The organism is Streptomyces sp. PCS3-D2 (assembly GCF_000612545.2).
GTDB lineage: Bacteria > Actinomycetota > Actinomycetes > Streptomycetales > Streptomycetaceae > Streptomyces.
Window position 1 is genome coordinate 1,095,837 of sequence record NZ_CP097800.1, and the last position, 17,763, is coordinate 1,113,599.

Here is a 17,763-nt window from a genome sequence, read left to right on the forward strand (position 1 = left end):
CGGGTAATCGGCGCGGTGCAGGATGGAACGGTGAACGCACGGGACAGGGACGGTGAAGGGCGGGCGAGGAACGCCCGTCCGAGGGATGGGCTGGGACGGCCGCTTGCCTACGGCGCGCCGGGTGTGGAGCGGCAGCCGGAAGGGGTCGTGCGCTCGCCCGCGGAGACGGTGCGCGAGGCGCAGCGGCTGCTGGACGCAGGGAAGCCCTTCCACGCGCACGAGGTCTTCGAGGACGCCTGGAAGTCGGGGCCCGGGGCCTCGGCGCCGCTGTGGCGGGGACTGGCACAGCTGGCGGTCGGGCTGACGCACGCCGCCCGTGGCAACACGGTAGGCGGGGCGCGGCTGCTGCGGCGCGGGGCCGACGGCATCGAGGGGCTGCGGGGGGACCCGTACGGGCTCGACGTGCCGGGCCTGGTCCGGTGGGCCCGGGAGGTGGCGGGCCGGGTGGAGCGGGCCGGCGTGGCCGTCGACGCCGCACGGGAGGCCCCCCGGCTGGGCGGCGGCCGCTGAGGCCGTCGGAGGGGGACCCCCGTACGGGGCACCTGCGGGCGTCGTCGCGACAGGGTGGCGGGCCGAGGCTGTCGGCGCAGGCCCGCCGGGGGGACGGGTACGGCCGACCCTCAGCGGAGGGCGGGCTGGAGCAGGTCCCAGCGGTTGCCGTAGAGGTCTTCGAAGACGGCCACGGAGCCGTACGGTTCGTGGCGCGGGGTCTCCAGGAAGCGGACGCCCTCGGCGGTCATCCGGGCGTGGTCGCGGGCGAAGTCGTCGGTGTGCAGGAAGAATCCGACGCGGCCGCCGGCCTGGTCGCCGACGCGGGAGCGCTGGGCCTCGTCCTTGGCTCGGGCCAGCAGCAGGGCGGACTCGGTGGCGCCGGGCGGGCGTACGACCACCCAGCGGGAGCCGTCCGGGCGGGCCGTGTCCTCGGCCAGATCGAAGCCGAGGGCACGCGTGTAGAAGTCGATGGCCTCGTCGTAGTCGTGGACCAGGAGGGCGGTCAGGGCGATGTGGGATGACATGGCCCTATTGTGACCCCGGGCCCCGGCCGCCCCCGCTCGCGGTCCCGCACCCGCTACCGCTCGCGCGCCCCCGGCCGCCGCCCCCGGTCCGAGGCGCCCACGAGGACCACGTCGAGTCTGCGGGGGCCGTGGACGCCCTCCACCCGCTCCAGCTCGATGTCGCTGGTCGCCGACGGGCCGGAGATCCAGGTCAACGGGCGGCGCGGGTCCAGGAGCGGCAGGGCCTCGGGGACGGAGTCCACGACCTGGTCCGGGACGCGCACCAGGCAGATGTGGTGGTCGGGGACGAGGGTGATGCGGCGGCGGCCCTGGTCCGGGCCGCCGTCGAGGACGATCGTGCCGGTCTCGGCGATCGCGAGGGCGCAGCCGGTCACCACGGCGTCGACCCGGTCCAGTTCCCGAGGGGTCTGCGCCGCCCGGTCGGGGACGAAGGTGAGCGACGGCTCCGACGGCAGGCGGTGGCCGAGGGCGGGCGGGAGCTGCACGGTCGCGGCGTCCGCCAGCAGGCGTCCCAGCAGGTCCCGCAGACCGTCCCCGTCCGTGCGGTGGACCCGCGCGCGGTACTCGGCGAGGTTCGCGGCCAGCAGGTCCACGCGCTCGTCCGGGGTGCGCGCGCCGTGTACCCGCAGGTAGTCCCTCGGGACGTCGGCGCCGGTCCCGGTACCCGCCTGCCCTCCCGGCGGGGTCACCGCCCGGCGGATGCGGGCCAGGATGCGATCTTTGCCGGTCACTGCGAGGTTCCCCGTTCCCGGGTCCACCAGTCGCGGAACGACTCGGCGGGCAGCAGGGGCAGCTCGCGGGTGTCGGTCCAGGCGCGGCCGGGGCCGGGCAGCCGGCGCGGCGCCAGCCTGCGGGCGCGGGCCAGCAGGCGCTCGCCCGCGCGCAGCGCCCCCGGGCGGTCCAGCAGCAGCCGGGAGGCGCGCACGGCGGCGCGTTCCGCGGTGTGCCGGCGCGCGGGGCGGATCCGTACACGGATGCCGTCGCGGGTCGCCGGTCCGCCCTGGGCCACCCGTTCCCGCAGGTGGACGAGGATGTCAGGGATGTCGATGGCGACCGGGCAGACGTCGTAGCAGGCCCCGCACAGGGTGGAGGCGTAGGGCAGCGAGGCGTCGATCTCGCTTGCGGTACCGCGCAGTTGGGGGCTGAGGACGGCGCCGATGGGGCCGGGGTAGACCGATCCGTAGGCGTGGCCGCCGGCGCGTTCGTAGACCGGGCAGACATTGAGGCAGGCGGAGCAGCGGATACAGCGCAGGGCCTGGCGGCCGGTCTCGTCGGCGAGGGTGTCGGTGCGTCCGTTGTCGAGGAGGACGAGGTGGAAGGCGGAGGGCCCGTCGCCGTCCGTCGTACCGGTCCACATCGTCGTGTACGGGTTCATCCGCTCGGCCGTCGAGGACCGCGGCAGCGTCTGGAGGAAGATCTCCAGGTCGCGGAAGGTGGGGACGACCTTCTCGATGCCCACGACCGAGATCAGAGTCTCGGGGAGGGTCAGGCACATCCGGCCGTTGCCCTCGGATTCGAGGACGACGATCGTGCCCGTCTCGGCGACCATGAAGTTGGCGCCGGAGACAGCGACCTTGGCGCGCAGGAACTTCTCGCGCAGGTGCAGACGCGCCGCCTCGGCGAGTTCCCGCGGGTCGTCGCCGAGGGGATCGGGTGCGGGGCGGCCCCAGCGGCCCATCTCGGCACGGAAGAGGTCGCGGATCTCGGACCGGTTGCGGTGGATGGCCGGGACCAGAATGTGGGAGGGGCGGTCGTGCCCGAGCTGCACGATGAGCTCGGCGAGATCGGTCTCGTACGCGGTGATCCCGGCGGCCTCCAGGGCCTCGTTGAGACCGATCTCCTGGGTGGCCATCGACTTGACCTTGACGACCTCGCGCTCGCCGGTCGCGCGGACGAGCTCCGTGACGATGCGGTTGGCCTCGTCGGCGTCGACGGCCCAGTGGACGGTGCCGCCCGCCGCCGTCACCGCCGCCTCCAACTGGAGCAGGTAGCGGTCGAGGTGGCGCAGTGTGTGGTCCTTGACCGCCTTGCCCGCGGCGCGCAGCCGGTCCCAGTCCGCCAGCTCGGCCACGGCCCGCGCCCGCTTGTCGCGGATGGTGTGTGTGGCGTGCCGGAGGTTGGCACGCAGGACGCCGTCCCGTACGGCCTCGCGGGCCGCCTCGGGAAAGGCGGGCATGCCCAGGTGGGTACCTGTGGTCCCGGGGGTTCCGGTGGTTCCGGGGGCGCCCGTGGCGCCTCTGAAGCCCGTCATGGCAGCGGTTCCTCCTCGGTCGCCGCGAGGATCTCGGCGAGGTGCAGGGTCCGCAGCGGTGCCCCCGACCGCCGCAGGAGGCCGTCGAGATGGGAGAGGCAGGAGTTGTCGGAGGCGCACAGCACCTCGGCCCCGGTGCCGGTCGCGGCGGCGGTCTTGTCGGTGCCCATGGCGGTGGAGACGTCCGGGTTCTTGACGGCGAAGGTGCCCCCGAAACCGCAGCACTCCTGCGCGCCCGGCAGGTCGACCAGGTCCAGGCCCTTGACGGCGGCCAGCAGCCGTCGGGGCCGGTCCCCCAGTCCCAGGCCGCGCAGGCCGTGGCAGGAGGGGTGGTAGGTGACGGTGTGCGGGAAGTAGGCGCCCACGTCCGTCACCCCGAGCACGTCGACCAGGAACTCGGTGAGCTCGTAGACGCGCGGCGCGAGCGACCGGGCGGCGTCCGCCAGCTCCGCCCCTCGCCCCTCCCGCTCCGCCTTCAGGCCGATCCGCGGGTAGTGCGCACGGATCATCGCGGCGCAGGAGCCGGAAGGCGTGACCACGTATGGGTGGCCGGCGAAGGCCGCCGCCGTCCGGCGCACCAGCGGTTCGGCCTCGTACCGGTAGCCCGTGTTGTACTGCGGCTGCCCGCAGCAGCTCTGGGCGGCCGGGAAGTCCACCGCGACGCCGAGACGCTCCAGGAGGCGGACGACGGCGATGCCGGTCCGCGGATACAGCGCGTCGTTGACGCAGGTGACGAACAGGGCCGCACGCATGATGGGCACAATAGCCGGGTGAAGAAGTTCTCAGTGATCGGCATAGGCGCGGGCGACCCGGACCACCTGACCCTCCAGGCGGTCAGGGCGATCGGCGCGGCGGACGCATTCCTCATCCTGGAGAAGGGTGAGGAGAAGTCGGATCTGACCGGGCTGCGGCGCGCGATGCTCGACGCGCACGCCCGCCCCGGCCACCGGCTGGTGGAGGGCCGCGACCCGGACCGGGACCGGACGCCCGCCGAGTACGCCCCGACGGTGGACGGCTGGCGCAGCGCGCGGGCCGAGCTCTTCGAGCGGTTCGTCGCGGAGGACCTGGCCGACGGCGAGACCGGGGCGTTCCTGGTGTGGGGCGACCCGTCGCTCTACGACTCCACGCTCGCGATCCTCGACGAGGTGCTGGAGCGCGGCCGGGTGGTCTTCGAGCACGAGGTCGTACCGGGCATCAGCAGCGTCTCCGCGCTCCTGGCGCGGCACCGGACCCATCTGAACCGGGTCGGGCGGCCGGTCCAGATCACCACCGGGCGCCGGCTGGCCGAGGGCTGGCCGGCCGGGGTGGACGACGTGGTGGTGATGCTGGACGCGCGGCACGCCTTCACCGCCCACCTGGACCAGGACCTCTACATCTACTGGGGCGCCTACGTGGGCACCCCCGACGAGATCCTGGTGCAGGGCAGGCTGGCGGAGGTCGCGGGGCAGATCGAGGAACTGCGGACCGAGGCCCGCGCCCGCAAGGGCTGGATCATGGACACCTACCTGCTCAGGCGCCCCTGAGCAGCTGGCTGGGCAGGGCGGCGGCGAGGCGGGCGTACTCCTCGGGGCGGTTGTAGATCTGCCCGCAGACCCGGATGCCGCCGCCGCCCGGCCAGGGCCAGATCAGCACCCGGATGCGCAGGCGCTCCGCGATCCGCTCGCGCAGCGCGCGGGCGTGCTCCGGGGTCTCGGCGACACCCGGCGGCAGGCGCAGGGAGCGCATGGCGAGGCCGTCGGTGTGCGGGAGCGCGGCGAGCCCCGGGATCTCACCGAGCAGCGCGGCGCCGTGGGCGGCGAGGGTGCTGTTGTGGGCGCGGACCTTGGCGGCGTCGAGGGCTTCGATGAGGTCGAGTCCGTCGGGGGCGGCGAGCCAGCCGGTGTAGTCGGCGGTGGCGCGGTTCTCGACGGAGCGCGGGAAGCCGTGCCCGTCCTCCCAGGAGGCTACGAGTGCCCGGACCCGGTGGCGGTGCTGGGGGGCGACGGCGAGCAGGGCGGTGCCGGACGGGGCGTAGCCCCATTTGTGGAGGTTGCCGAACCAGAAGTCGGCACCGGTGCCGAGCGGGTCCGCGAGCATGCCCGGTGCGTGGGCGCCGTCGACGACGGTGGTCACGCCGCGCTCGCGCAGTGCGGCGACCAGGCGGGGCGAGGCGATGACCCGGGCGGTCGGCGAGCTGACGTGGTCGAGCACCGCGACCCGGATACGCGGCGTCAGCGCGGCCAGCACGGTCTCGCGCACGGCGTCCTCGTCGGGCAGGGCGGGGTCCAGGGCGACGGTGGTGACCGGGGCGCGGCGAGCGGCGGCCGCGGTGACGGTGCCGTAGCCGTGGTCGGTCACCAGGATCTCGTCGCCGTGGGCGAGCGGGACGGCGCCGAGGGCGAGATGGGCGCCTTCGGTGGCATTGGCGATGAAGGCGAGGCCGTCCGCGTCGGCGGCGAGGTGCGCGGCGATCCGGGTGCGGGCCTGTTCCAGGCGGTCCGGCAGGGCGGTGAAGAAGGCGTCGGGGTCGGCGTGCGCCTCGGCCCGCAGCAGGGCCTGGGCTTCCTGTACGGGCACGGGGACCGCGCCGAACGAGCCGTGGTTGAGGTGGGCGACGCGGGCGTCGAGGCGGAAGAGGGCGGGCCCGCCGGGGAACTCCCCCGGCTGCGGGCGGCCTGCGGGCGGCTCGGCGGGGCGTTCGGCGGGACGTGTCGTCTCGGTCACGGAACCTCCGGGTGCGGCGCGGCTGTCGCCCGGATCATCTCCCGCCGGTCTCGCGGACGGGAAGACCACGGCCCCCGGCGGGGCCGGAACGCTACGGCCCCGCCGGGGGGCCGGCGGCCGCCTGCGCAGGGCAGGTGCCCGACCGCGGGCGTGCCGGGCGGCTGGGTGCGCAGCCGGCCCGGCGGGCGGGCCGCGGCCGCGCCGGCGGGCCGGGGCAGACAGCCCGGAGCTGAGGCCCGGGCGGTCGGCAGCCGCTGCCGCGGCTTACGGTTCGCGGCCGCTGCTCGCCGCGTAGTACTGGAGGTCCTGCACCTCCACCGTGTGATCCGCCCGGTAGGGCAGGTCCACCTTCGCCGTCGCCCTCCCGTCGCGGACCACGTGGGCCGCGCTGGTACCCGTCCTGAGCGGCAGCAGTGCGGAGTGGATCCCGGCGGGGGCGTCGTGGCTGTCCTGCGCCGTGCCGACGGTCGTGCGCACGGTCGCGGGTGAGGTGAGGAAGCTGAGGACCTCCACCGTGTCGCGGGCCGGTGCGCTTCCCTTGCGCAGCGACATCACCAGCGACTGGTCGCCGGTCGGGTCGGCGTCCGCGAACTGCGTGCGCGAGGTGAGGTACAGGGTGTCCCGGACGACCTTCGGCCAGCCGCCCGTCTTGAACCGGGTCAGGTAGTAGGAGGTCAGGTCGAGGTAGGCGTGGCCGTTGTGCAGCGAGGGCGCGAACTGGCTGCCCTCGGAGTAGTCGTTCCACGTGGTGAGCTGGACCCAGTCGGCGCCGTCCTCGATGGCGCGCGTCCATGTGGCGCGCAGGGTAGCCGTGTTGCCGGCCTCGTCGTAGATGCCCTGGTTGGGGCGGGCGTCCTGGACCGACACGGGCTGCATCCAGATCTTGCCCATGCCGTGGGCCCGCCGGACGTCGCGCGTGGAGCTCTCCTGGCCGGTGTAGCTGCGGCTGCCCCACTCGGAGAAGCCGTGGCTGATCGGGGCGAACTCGCCGGTGTGGGCGCCGAAGTCGAGGAAGAGCGGGACGAAGGCGGTGCCGATGCCGTGGTCGGCCTTGAGGACCCGGATGACCTCCGTCCACCACGTCACGCTCTTCGCCTCCGCCTTGAAGGGGGAGACGACGAGTCGGCCGTCGGGGAGCCGGTGTGCGGCGGAGGCGTCGGCGAGCGTGGCGAGCGCCTCGGCGAGCACGCGGGGATCGTCGGTCTTCAGCGAGGTCATGTCCGGCATGAGCATGATCTTGAAAGCGGGGTCCACCGAACGGGCCGCCGCCATGAGCAGGTTGGCGCGGTCCCAGTTCTTGCCGGAGAGGGAGAGCAAGTCGAGGGTGAAGCCGTCGATGCCGGCGTCCCGCGCCGTGCGCACCTCCTGCTGGAGGTTGGCGTACTCCCAGTCGCCGCCCTTGGGCGTGACGGGCAGCGGGCGGTCCCGCAGCAGGCCGCCGTACCTGCCGTGTTTGCCGCTTTCCCCATCGGGGTCGAGGTAGTTGCGGGTGTAGTAGTCCTTGTCCGCGTCCGCATTGTCGAGGGAGAGCGGGTACGGGGTGAAGTAGTGGGCGAAGACCAGCTTCCCGCCCGCTCGGCCGGAGCGCAGCGCGGCCGGCCGGGGCATGTCGAAGGGCAGGGCGCCGGCGGGGCGCGCCGCTCCGGAGTCCACCGCTCCCCCGGAATCGCCGTCGGCCGCCGGGCGCCGGGTGGGCGGGGGGCTCTGCTGCGGCTGCGCCGGGGTCGGGTCGCCCGCGCCGGGTGGGGAGCCGGGTCCGGTGGACTGCGGGGCGGAGGCGCCGCGGACCGTGGTGTTCTGTTCGGGGGCGCCGCCGAGCGGGTCCCAGGCGATGCCGGTGGCCGCGCAGACACCGACGACGAGGAAGCCGGACAGGAGCAGGGCCAGCAGCGGCCGGCCGCCCCGGACGGCCGGCCGGCGCCGGTGCGACACGGGGCGTGCCGCCCGGTCCGCGCCGTGCGCTCTGCGTCGTGCTCGCCGGTCCGTGCGCCGGTCCGCTGTCATCGTGGCCCCTCCCGCGAATGCACCCCGGTGGGGGCTGGACAGCAGTAGAGCCCATCCCCGGCTTCCGGACAAGCGTTCGCCGGGGTCGGGGACCGTGCACGTACGTCACGGGGACGACGGGAACTACGCCGACCGCCGGTTCTGCCGGCGGGGACGGCGGGGACGGCGGCGCCGCGTCTCCGGGACCGGCGGCGACCCGCCGGGCCGCGGGAGGGGGCGGGTCTGACCTGGGCGGCAGCGGACCGCCGGATCGGAATGCGACATTCCCCTAGCGATACTGCGCAAGTGGCGCATAATCGTCGTCACGCGAGCGAAAGATCCCTGGGGTACGGCCGCACGTGGTCACGCATGCGATGGGGGGCATCGTGCCGATGAGGGAATCGGGGTCGGCCGGAAGGCTCCCGGCGACGTCCGCCGAGATGTCCCGGCTGCTCACCGCCGTCCGGCGGGGACGGGTGCTGACGGTGGCGGGCGGATTCCGCGAGCCGCGGAGCCTGCTGGTACGGGAGATCGCCCGGCGGCTGGCGTCCAACTTCTGCGACGGGGTGGCGGTCGTCGACCTCGACCCGCTGGAAGGCGGCTACGGCGTCCGCGAACTGACGGCCGAGCTGGGCTCCGTACCCGGCGTACCTGCGCCGCCGCCCTGCGGGACGACGAGGTACGCGGCGTCCTGGCTGGCCGAGCGGGACATGCTGCTCGTCCTGGACGGCACCGAGCAGCTCGGCCAGGACGCCCTGGCCTGGCTGCGCACCCTGCTGACCGTGGCCCCGGGGCTGCGGATCCTGGCCGCCGGACGGTCCCCGCTGGCATTCGACCAGGAACGCATCCACCGGCTCTGAGCCCGGGACCCTGGGACCCGGTCCTCCCGGGCGGACCGGGCTGCACAAAAGGCTCCGCCACAACGGGACCGCGCACACGGGGCCGCGAACGCGGGACCGCCCCGGCCGGGCACAGGGCCCGGCCGGGGCGGAGCGTGTCAGCGGACGTCAGCCGAGCAGGCCGAGCGCCTCGTTGAGGGTCGCGGACGGGCGCATGATCGCCGCGGCCTTGGTGGCGTCGGGCTGGTAGTAGCCGCCGATGTCGGCCGGGGAACCCTGCACCGCGATGAGCTCGCCGACGATGGCCTCCTCGCGCTCGGCGAGGGTCTTGGCCAGCGGCTCGAACGCCGCGGCCAGCTTCGGGTCGTCGATCTGGCGGGACAGCTCCTGCGCCCAGTACAGGGCGAGGTAGAAGTGGCTGCCGCGGTTGTCGATGCCGCCCAGCTTGCGGCTCGGCGACTTGTCCTCGTTGAGGAAGGTGCCGGTCGCGCGGTCCAGGGTGTCGGCCAGCACCTGGGCGCGGGCGTTGCCGGTGGTGGTCGCGAGGTGCTCGAAGCTGGCCGCCAGCGCGAAGAACTCGCCCAGGCTGTCCCAGCGCAGGTAGTTCTCCTTGACCAGCTGCTGGACGTGCTTCGGCGCGGAGCCGCCGGCACCGGTCTCGAAGAGCCCGCCGCCGTTCATGAGCGGGACGACCGACAGCATCTTGGCGCTGGTGCCCAGCTCCAGGATCGGGAAGAGGTCGGTCAGGTAGTCGCGCAGCACGTTGCCGGTCACCGAGATGGTGTCCTCGCCGCGGCGGATGCGCTCCAGGGAGAACTTCGTGGCCTCGACCGGGGAGAGGATCTCGATGGCCAGACCCTCGGTGTCGTGGTCCGCGAGGTACGTCCTGACCTTGGCGATCAGCTGCGCGTCGTGGGCGCGGGTCTCGTCGAGCCAGAAGACGGCCGGGGCGCCGGTGGCGCGGGCCCGGGTGACAGCGAGCTTGACCCAGTCCTGGATCGGCAGGTCCTTGGTCTGGCAGGCGCGGAAGATGTCTCCGGCGGCGACCTCCTGCTCGATGATCGCGTTGCCCGCGGCGTCGACGACGCGGACGGTGCCCGCGGCGGCGATCTCGAAGGTCTTGTCGTGGCTGCCGTACTCCTCGGCCTTCTGGGCCATGAGGCCGACGTTCGGCACCGAGCCCATGGTGGCGGGGTCGAAGGCGCCGTTGGCGCGGCAGTCGTCGACGACGACCTGGTAGACACCGGCGTAGCTGCTGTCCGGGAGGACGGCGAGGGTGTCGGCCTCGTTGCCGTCGGGGCCCCACATGTGCCCCGAGGTGCGGATCATGGCCGGCATGGAGGCGTCGACGATGACGTCGGACGGCACGTGCAGGTTGGTGATGCCCTTGTCGGAGTCCACCATGGCGAGGGCCGGGCCCTCGGCGATCTCCGCATCGACGGAGGCCTTGATGGCGTCGCCGTCGGGCAGGGAGCCCAGACCGTTCAGGATCGCGCCGAGGCCGTCGTTGGGCGACAGGCCGGCGGCGGCGAGGGTCTCGCCGTAACGGGCGAAGGTCTTCGGCAGGAAGGCGCGGACCACGTGGCCGAAGATGATCGGGTCGGAGACCTTCATCATCGTGGCCTTGAGGTGCACCGAGAACAGGACGCCCTCGGCCTTGGCGCGCCCGATCTGGTCGTTGAGGAAGGTGCGCAGCGCGTCGACGTGCATGACGGACGCGTCGACGACCTCTCCGGCGAGGACGGGGACGGACTCGCGCAGCACGGTGGTGGCGCCGTCGGCGGCGACGTGCTCGATGCGCAGGGTGCCGGCCTCGGCGACGACGACGGACTTCTCGGTGGAGCGGAAGTCGTTCGCGCCCATGGTGGCGACGTTCGTCTTCGACTCGGTGGTCCAGGCGCCCATGCGGTGCGGGTGCGTCTTGGCGTAGTTCTTGACCGAGCCGGGGGCGCGGCGGTCGGAGTTGCCCTCGCGCAGAACCGGGTTGACGGCGCTGCCCTTGACCTTGTCGTAGCGGGCGCGGACGTCGCGCTCCTGGTCGGTCTTCGGGTCGTCCGGGTAGTCCGGGAGGGCGTAGCCCTGGCCCTGGAGCTCGGCGATCGCGGCCTTCAGCTGCGGGATCGAAGCCGAGATGTTCGGAAGCTTGATGATGTTGGCTTCCGGGGTCTTCGCCAGCTCGCCGAGCTCGGCGAGGGCGTCGGCGATCCGCTGGCTCTCCTCGAGGTACTCGGGGAACACGGCGATGATCCGACCGGCCAGGGAGATGTCACGGGTCTCGACGTTCACACCGGCCGTCGACGCGTACGCCTGGATCACAGGCAGGAAGGAATACGTCGCGAGGGCCGGGGCCTCGTCAGTGTGCGTGTAGATGATGGTCGAGTCAGTCACCGGATGCTCCGCTCCACAGTCTGCGTCTCTCGTCTGCAACATTGCTCGACATCAAGATATCTCGTGTTCGGGCCGGTCAGCACAGCCCCCGGCCGCCAGGGGGAGAGACGCATGTCACGCGGCCGGCGCGCGGCACCGGACCGCTCCCCCGAAATGCCGCGAGCGCCGCCCCGGGCTGTTCCCAGCCGGGGCGGCGCTCGGGCACATCAAGCCCTGACCGGGCCTGCACGCCTGATCAGGCGGCGAGGACCTTCGGGTCCTGGCCGTACTCGTTCGGCTGCTGCTGACCGGCGGTGGCCAGCAGGACGATCAGCCAGATGAAGCCGACGAGCGGAACGAAGGAGATGAGGACCCACCAGCCCGACTTGCCGGTGTCGTGCAGGCGGCGGACCGTCACACCGAGGTTCGGGAGGAGGGTGCCCAGCGCGTAGAGCATGTACAGCCACGGGGAGGTGCCGAGGACGGCGTCCAGGATCGAGACGATGATCAGCGCGGCGAGCTGGAAGAGGAAGAACATCCAGTACTCCTGGCGGCGCGCGCGGCCGGAGAAGTCGGCGTACTTCTTCAGAACGTCGAGGTAGTAGTTCACGGGTCCCCCCAGAGGACGGTTGGTTCGGCCCGTCCTGCTGGAGCAAGCCGGGGCAGAACTTATGCCCCCCTTACGTCGAGGTCAAGCCACTTCCAGGGACCCCACATTCGGCCGGACCGCCCGATTTCCGGCACCGGGGCCACGAATTCGGGACACCGTCGCGGCGCCATGTCCCGCAACGTCCGAAACGTCGCCGTGCAAGGCCTACTTGACACCCCGCGCACCGCCCCGATCGTTACCCACATCGTTACCACGTCGCGACACCGCGGACGGCCTTCGGGGGCGCGGTCGCGGTGCCGCCCCGGGGCCGCGCGGGCGGCGGCGATTCCTCGGGCCGTGTCAGAGCCAGCCGTTGCGGCGGAAGCCGCGGTGGATGGCGAAGCAGGCGAGCGCCATGACGCCGAGGACGAGCGGGTAGCCGTACCTCCAGTGGAGTTCCGGCATGTGCTCGAAGTTCATGCCGTAGACCCCGCAGACCATGGTGGGGACCGCCACGATGGCCGCCCATGCCGTGATCTTGCGCATGTCCTCGTTCTGGGCGACCGTCACCTGCGCGAGGTGGGCCTGGAGGATGGAGTCCAGGAGGGTGTCGTAGGCGCCGATCTGCTCGGTGGCCCGGGTGACGTGGTCGGCCACATCCCTGAAGTACGCGCGGATCTCCGGCGGGACGACCGGTATCGGCTGCGTGGCGAGCTGTTGGAGCGGGCGGCCCAGCGGGGCCATCGCCCGCCGCAGTTCGAGGAGTTCGCGCTTGAGCTGGTAGATCCGGCCGGCATCGCCGCGACCTCCGTTCTCGCTGAACACCGCGGTCTCCACGGCGTCGATGTCGTTCTGCACGGCGTCCGTGACGGCCACGTAGTCGTCGACCACGTGGTCGGCCATGGCGTGCAGGACCGCCGCGGGCCCCAGGAGCAGCTGGTCCGGGGCGGCTTCCAGCTGCTCGCGCACCGGCCCCAGCGTGCTGCGGCCGCCGTGCCGGATGGTGACGACGAAGTCCTGGCCGGTGAAGGCCATCAGCTCGCCGGTCTCCACCACCTCGCCGCCCGCGGTCAACTCCTCGCGCCCCAGGTAGCGCACGGTCTTGAAGACGGAGAACAGCGTGTCGCCGTAGCGTTCCACCTTGGGCCGCTGGTGCGCGTGCACGGCGTCCTCGACGGCCAGGGCGTGCAGGTCGAACAGCTCCGCGAGCCCGGCGAGTTCCGACTGCGCCGGCTCGTGCAGGCCGATCCAGACGAAACCGTCGCCCGTCTTGCGGACCCGGCGCAGCGCCTCCCCGGCGTCCGCGCAGTCCGCCTCCCGCACACCGTCCCGGTAGACCAGGCAGTTGACGACCGCGCTGCCGAGGGGGGAGCGGGCGGGGTGGCTGAGGTCGACGGTCCGCCGGTAGCCGCGGCGGACGACCCGGCGCAGGTTGCTGAACTTGAACAACGCCCCCACTCACCTTCCCCTGATCAGCGGCCAGTCTGCCACCGGCGCCGGACGGCCGGCTCGCGCCGGGGCCGCCCGCCCGGCCACCGCCCGCCGACCGCCCGCCGACCTCCGGCCCCTCCGGCGGCGTTTCAGACCCGGTTCAGACCCGGTTCAGACCCGGTCGATGAACACACTGGTCGACTTCACCCGCGCCGTGGCCCGCGCACCCACCTCCAGGCCGAGCTCCTCCACCGCCTCCCGCGTCAGCAGCGACACGATGCGGTGCGGGCCGGCCTGGATCTCCACCTGCGCGTCGACCGTGCCGAGCTTCACCCCGGTGACGATGCCCGGGAAGGCGTTGCGCGCCGAGGTGTACGGGGCCTCCTCCCCCTCACCGCCCTCCTGAGCGGCCTCGACGCAGAACGCGGCCAGGTCGGGCCCGTCCACCATCCTGCGGGTGCCCTCGCGGCGGGTGGGGAAACGTTCGGCGTCCGCCCAGCGCCGGGCCGTGTCGACGCTGACGCCGAGCAACCGGGCCGCCTGGCCGATCGTGTAGGACTCCATGGCCGGCAAGCCTATGCGGTGCCCCGGCGCTCAGGGCGTGGGGCTGCGCAGCGCCTCCGCGGCCGCTGCCGCGACCACGTCCGCCACCGTCGAAAGGGCCGGGGAGTCCAGCTTCCACTGCTGCCAGTACAGCGGTACGTCCAACGGCCGCCGGGGCGCCACCAGCACCAGATCCCCGGTGCGCACGAGCGGGCCCGCCTGTTGTTCGGGCACCAACCCCCACCCCAGCCCCGCGACGACCGCGTCACGGAAACCCTCCGATGTCGGCACGTGGTGCCGCACCGGCCCCGCGCCCGCCGTGGCGTCCCCGGTCAGCGAGCGGACGAAGATGTCCTGGAGGTCGTCCTTGCGGTCGAAGACGATCGTCGGCGCCCTGCGCAGGTCCCGCTCCGGCGTGCCCGCCAGGTACCGGGCGGCGAACGCCGGGCTCGCCGTCGGCAGGTACCGGGCCAGGCCCAGCATGCGGACGCTGCACCCGGCCACCGGGTCCGGGGACGAGGTCACCGCGGCCATCACCTGCCCCTCGCGCAGCAGCGCCGTCGTGTGCGCCTCGTCCTCGCGGCGCAGCTCGATGCAGACCGGCGGATCCTGCGGGACGTGCGTGAGGGCCGGCAGGAACCACGTCGCGAGGGAGTCCGCGTTCACCGCGATCGGCAGGCGCACCGGGCCTCCCGCGTCGGCCATGCCCAGGTCGGCGCGCGCGTCCCGCTCCAGCCGGGCCAGTTGCCGGGCGAAGCGGACCACCACCTCCCCGGATTCCGTAGCCCGCACCGGCTTGGTCCGCATCAGCAGCACCCGCCCGGTGCGCTGCTCCAGGGCCTTCACCCGCTGGCTGACCGCAGAGGGCGTCACGTGCAGGGCGGCCGCCGCCGCGTCGAAGGTGCCCTCGTCCACCACGGCGAGCAGCGTGCGCACCTGGTCCAGGGGAAGCTCATCCATCACAACGGCTAATGGTACGTAAAAATCTTTAGCTGTACTGAACGGCGCAGGCTGCCTACGGTCGGAGCCATGACACACGGCATCACCACCGCGGCCCTGGCCGGCTTCGGCACCGGACTCTCCCTCATCGTCGCCATCGGCGCGCAGAACGCCTTCGTCCTCCGTCAGGGCGTGCGCCGACACGCGGTGCTCGCCGTGGTCGCCATCTGCGCGCTGTCCGACGCGCTCCTGATCGCCCTGGGCGTCGCCGGCGTCGGGGCCTTCGTCACCGCCTGGCCGGCCGCGCTGACCGTCGTGGGGCTGGCCGGGGGGAGCTTCCTCGTCTGCTACGGAGCACTCGCCGCCCGCCGGGTGCTGCGACCCACCCCCGGCGCCGCCCTCACCGCGGAGGGGGCAACCTCCGGATCCGCCCGCCGGGCCGTGCTGACCTGCCTGGCCATGACCTGGCTCAACCCGCACGTCTACCTGGACACCGTGCTGCTCGTCGGCTCCCTCGCCGCCGACCGCGGCGACCTGCGCTGGGCCTTCGGCCTCGGGGCGGGCCTGGCGAGCCTGACCTGGTTCACCGGCCTGGGCTACGGGGCCCGGCTGCTGAGCGGCCTGCTGTCCCGTCCCGCGGCCTGGCGGGTCATGGACGGGCTGCTCGCGGCAACCATGGTCACGATGGGCGGCCTCCTCCTGGCCCGTGCGTGAGTCCCGGCTGCGCCGCGCGGGCCGGTCCCCGTACCGGACCCGGCATGCCGAAACCGCCCCGGGTCCCGGGCCCGGCATAGTCTCCTGCCGACGCCCCGAGTCCCAGGAGACCGCCCGTGCCCGACCGCCCCTCCCCCGACGCGGTGCACGCGTACGACGCCGACCGGCCGGCGCCGCTCGTGACCGCCACCGGGATCGTCCTGGACACCCACGGGCGGGTCCTCGTGCTCACCGGCTCCTACCAGACCGGTCCGGAGCTGCCGGGCGGCAGGGTGGCGGACACCGAGACGCCGGAGCAGGGGCTGGCCCGCGAGCTGTGGGAGGAGCTGGACCTCGGCGCCCCGGTGGGCCGGCTGCTGGCGGTGGACTCCAGGCCGCCGGGCCCGCTCGGCCGCTCCCTGATCGTGCATGTCCACCTCGTCGGGCCGGTCGCGCCCCCGGAGGCCGCGGGGCTCTCCTCCACCGGCGGCGGGATCACGCAGGCCCGCTGGCTGCGGCCGGAGGAGGCCTGCGCGGTCCTGCCCGCCCGGGCCGCGACCCGGCTGCGCGCCGGGCTGGCCGCCCTGTACGCCGGCTCCTTCGCCCACCTCGTCGACGGTGTACCCCACCCCGGCTCGCCGGCCGGCCTGGATCCGGCCCGGCGCGCGGCCCTGGAGCACGCGGGCGTGCTCGACGCGGCCAGCCACCGGGCCAGCCGGCCGAAGGCCCTGACCGCGGCCAGCGTGCTCTTCACCTCCGCCGACGGCCGGATCCTGCTGGTGCAGCCCGCGTACGGCCGCACCGACCGCTGGAACCTGCCCGGCGGCGGCATCGACAGCGACCTCGGCGAGATCCCGCGCGCCGCCGCCCGACGGGAGGTCCGCGAGGAGCTCGGCCTCGATCTGGCCCCGGGCCGCCTGCTCGCCGTGAACTGGTCGCACAAGCCGGGCCGTCCGGCCCGCATCCGCTTCCTCTACGACGGCGGCGTCCTCGACGCCCCGGAGCTGGCCCGGATCCGGTTGGACCCCGCCGAACTGCTGCAGTGGCGCACCGTCGCGCCCGACGAGCTCCGCACCCTGGTCAAGGGCGCGCTGCGGCGCCAGATCACCGCTTGCCTCGACGCCCGGGCCAGCGGCGCGGGACCGCTGGAGCTCCACGCGGGCCGCCTGTGACCCGGCCTGCGGGGCAGCAGGGCCCGGGTTACCGTCGGCGGCATGGACGGTGATCGCCGAGGGTGGCGCCAGTGCTTGCTCGGCGGGGCGGTGTTCGCGGTGTGCATGGCCGGCACCACGCTGCCGACTCCGCTCTACGGCCTGTACCAGGAGAAGTTCGGGTTCTCCGAGCTGATGGTCACCGTCGTGTACGCCGTGTACGCCTTCGGGGTCATCGGTGTGCTGCTGCTGGCGGGCAACGCCTCGGACGCCGTGGGCCGGCGGCCGGTGCTCCTGGCGGGCCTGGGCTTCTCCGCGGCCAGCGCCGTCTGCTTCCTGTGCGCCACCGCGACGGGCTGGCTGTTCGCGGGGCGGCTGTTGTCCGGGCTGTCGGCAGGACTGTTCACGGGGGCCGCCACGGTCTACGTCATGGAGCTGGCGCCGCCCGGCGGATCCTCCCGGGCCACGTTCGTGGCGACGGCGGCCACCATGGGCGGGCTCGGTTGCGGCCCCCTGCTCGCCGGCGTGCTCGCACAGTACGCCCCCTGGCCGCTGTACCTGCCGTTCGCCGTGCACCTGTTCCTGGTGGCGGTGTCGGCCGCCGTCCTCCTGGGCCTGGACGAGACCGTACGGGAGCTGCGGCCGCTGCGCACCGTACGACCGCAGCGGCCCGGTGTGCCCCCGCAGGTGCGGTCGGTGTTCGGGCCGGCGGCGATCGCCGCGTTCGCGGGCTTCGCGCTGTTCGGGGTGTTCACCTCGGTCAGCCCGGCCTTCCTCGCGCAGTCCCTCGACGTGCACGACCGGGCCGTGAGCGGGCTGGTCGTCGCGCTGGCCTTCTTCGCCTCGACCGCCGGTCAGCTGGCGGTCGGGCGGGTCGGGGTGCGGCGGTCGCTGCCGCTGGGCTGCGCGGGGCTGCTGGCCGGGCTGGCGCTGCTGGCGGGCGCGCTGATGTGGGACCTGCTGGCCCTGGTGGTGGCGAGCGCGCTGGTCGGCGGGGGCGGACAGGGGCTGGCCTTCCGCGGGGCGCTGTCGGCGGTCACCGCGGCCTCGCCGCCGGACCGGCGCGCGGCGGTGGTCTCGACGCTGTTCGTCGTGGCCTACGCGGGCATCTCCGTACCCGTGATCGGCGTGGGACTGCTGGTGGAACCGATCGGCCTGGAGGGCGCCGGGCTGGTGTTCATCGTGTGCATGGCCGCGCTGGTCGCGGCCGCGGCCGGCTACCTGCTGCGGCGGCCGGTGCCCGCGGACGCGTGAGCGC

The 17,763-nt window shown here is 73.8% G+C and carries 17 protein-coding genes; 6 read left to right on the top strand and 11 right to left on the bottom strand.

The window, feature by feature from the left end; translation table 11 throughout:
• Positions 1-147 precede the first annotated feature (147 nt).
• Positions 148-510, top strand: coding sequence for a DUF309 domain-containing protein (locus tag AW27_RS04535; protein ID WP_157840154.1), 363 nt, complete (start codon positions 148-150; stop codon positions 508-510).
• A gap of 110 nt (positions 511-620) precedes the next feature.
• On the opposite strand, the gene AW27_RS04540 is transcribed toward AW27_RS04535, so the two are convergent.
• The 4 genes from AW27_RS04540 to AW27_RS04555 are packed head-to-tail and all read right to left on the bottom strand — an operon-like array spanning position 621 to position 4,019.
• Positions 621-1,016, bottom strand: a complete 396-nt coding sequence (locus tag AW27_RS04540; protein ID WP_037916174.1) for a VOC family protein — start codon at positions 1,014-1,016, stop codon at positions 621-623.
• A 53-nt stretch (positions 1,017-1,069) separates the two neighbouring features.
• On the bottom strand, positions 1,070-1,747 hold the full coding sequence (locus AW27_RS04545; RefSeq protein ID WP_037916170.1) for a LutC/YkgG family protein: 678 nt from the start codon (positions 1,745-1,747) through the stop codon (positions 1,070-1,072).
• Positions 1,744-3,267 carry a lactate utilization protein B gene (locus AW27_RS04550; RefSeq protein ID WP_052030044.1) on the bottom strand — a complete coding sequence of 508 codons (1,524 nt, stop codon included), beginning with the start codon at positions 3,265-3,267 and terminating at the stop codon, positions 1,744-1,746. The genes AW27_RS04545 and AW27_RS04550 overlap by 4 nt, the downstream gene beginning before the upstream one ends.
• On the bottom strand, positions 3,264-4,019 hold the full coding sequence (locus tag AW27_RS04555; protein ID WP_037916167.1) for a (Fe-S)-binding protein: 756 nt from the start codon (positions 4,017-4,019) through the stop codon (positions 3,264-3,266). The genes AW27_RS04550 and AW27_RS04555 overlap by 4 nt, the downstream gene beginning before the upstream one ends.
• An 18-nt stretch (positions 4,020-4,037) precedes the next feature.
• Here AW27_RS04555 and cobF point away from each other — a divergent pair, with 18 nt between their 5' ends.
• Positions 4,038-4,790, top strand: coding sequence for a precorrin-6A synthase (deacetylating) (cobF, locus tag AW27_RS04560; RefSeq protein ID WP_037916164.1), 753 nt, complete (start codon positions 4,038-4,040; stop codon positions 4,788-4,790).
• On the opposite strand, the gene AW27_RS04565 is transcribed toward cobF, so the two are convergent.
• Positions 4,777-5,970 (bottom strand): aminotransferase class V-fold PLP-dependent enzyme, encoded by a 1,194-nt coding sequence (locus AW27_RS04565; protein ID WP_037916161.1) that lies wholly within the window; start codon positions 5,968-5,970, stop codon positions 4,777-4,779. The genes cobF and AW27_RS04565 overlap by 14 nt on opposite strands.
• A gap of 264 nt (positions 5,971-6,234) precedes the next feature.
• Positions 6,235-7,974 carry a glycoside hydrolase family 71 protein gene (locus AW27_RS04570; RefSeq protein WP_078555813.1) on the bottom strand — a complete coding sequence of 580 codons (1,740 nt, stop codon included), beginning with the start codon at positions 7,972-7,974 and terminating at the stop codon, positions 6,235-6,237.
• Between the two features lie 365 nt (positions 7,975-8,339).
• On the opposite strand from AW27_RS04570, the gene AW27_RS04575 reads away from it, so the two are divergent.
• Positions 8,340-8,813, top strand: a complete 474-nt coding sequence (locus AW27_RS04575; protein WP_157840153.1) for a hypothetical protein — start codon at positions 8,340-8,342, stop codon at positions 8,811-8,813.
• Positions 8,814-8,960: 147 nt separating this feature from the next.
• On the opposite strand, the gene AW27_RS04580 is transcribed toward AW27_RS04575, so the two are convergent.
• The 5 genes from AW27_RS04580 to AW27_RS04600 form a co-directional block, all read right to left on the bottom strand.
• Positions 8,961-11,180, bottom strand: a complete 2,220-nt coding sequence (locus AW27_RS04580; RefSeq protein WP_037916154.1) for an NADP-dependent isocitrate dehydrogenase — start codon at positions 11,178-11,180, stop codon at positions 8,961-8,963.
• Between the two features lie 235 nt (positions 11,181-11,415).
• Complete coding sequence (locus AW27_RS04585) at positions 11,416-11,769, bottom strand: DUF805 domain-containing protein (protein WP_037916152.1); 354 nt, start codon at positions 11,767-11,769, stop codon at positions 11,416-11,418.
• Positions 11,770-12,108: 339 nt separating this feature from the next.
• The gene (locus AW27_RS04590; RefSeq protein WP_106967505.1) at positions 12,109-13,197 is read right to left on the bottom strand and encodes a magnesium and cobalt transport protein CorA; all 1,089 of its coding nucleotides are present in this window, start codon (positions 13,195-13,197) and stop codon (positions 12,109-12,111) included.
• Positions 13,198-13,350: 153 nt separating this feature from the next.
• On the bottom strand, positions 13,351-13,743 hold the full coding sequence (locus AW27_RS04595; RefSeq protein ID WP_037916148.1) for a TOBE domain-containing protein: 393 nt from the start codon (positions 13,741-13,743) through the stop codon (positions 13,351-13,353).
• Between the two features lie 30 nt (positions 13,744-13,773).
• Positions 13,774-14,682: a LysR family transcriptional regulator ArgP gene (locus AW27_RS04600; protein ID WP_037916146.1), complete on the bottom strand. Its 909-nt coding sequence runs from the start codon at positions 14,680-14,682 to the stop codon at positions 13,774-13,776.
• 69 nt (positions 14,683-14,751) lie between these two features.
• Between AW27_RS04600 and AW27_RS04605 the strand changes: the two genes are divergently transcribed.
• From AW27_RS04605 to AW27_RS04620, 3 genes are all read left to right on the top strand, one after another.
• A complete protein-coding gene (locus tag AW27_RS04605; RefSeq protein WP_037916143.1) occupies positions 14,752-15,375 on the top strand; it encodes a LysE/ArgO family amino acid transporter in 624 nt (207 codons plus the stop codon).
• 116 nt (positions 15,376-15,491) lie between these two features.
• Positions 15,492-16,526 carry an NUDIX hydrolase gene (locus AW27_RS34345; RefSeq protein ID WP_078555811.1) on the top strand — a complete coding sequence of 345 codons (1,035 nt, stop codon included), beginning with the start codon at positions 15,492-15,494 and terminating at the stop codon, positions 16,524-16,526.
• A 42-nt stretch (positions 16,527-16,568) separates the two neighbouring features.
• A complete protein-coding gene (locus AW27_RS04620; protein WP_037916140.1) occupies positions 16,569-17,759 on the top strand; it encodes an MFS transporter in 1,191 nt (396 codons plus the stop codon).
• Positions 17,760-17,763: the final 4 nt, after the last annotated feature.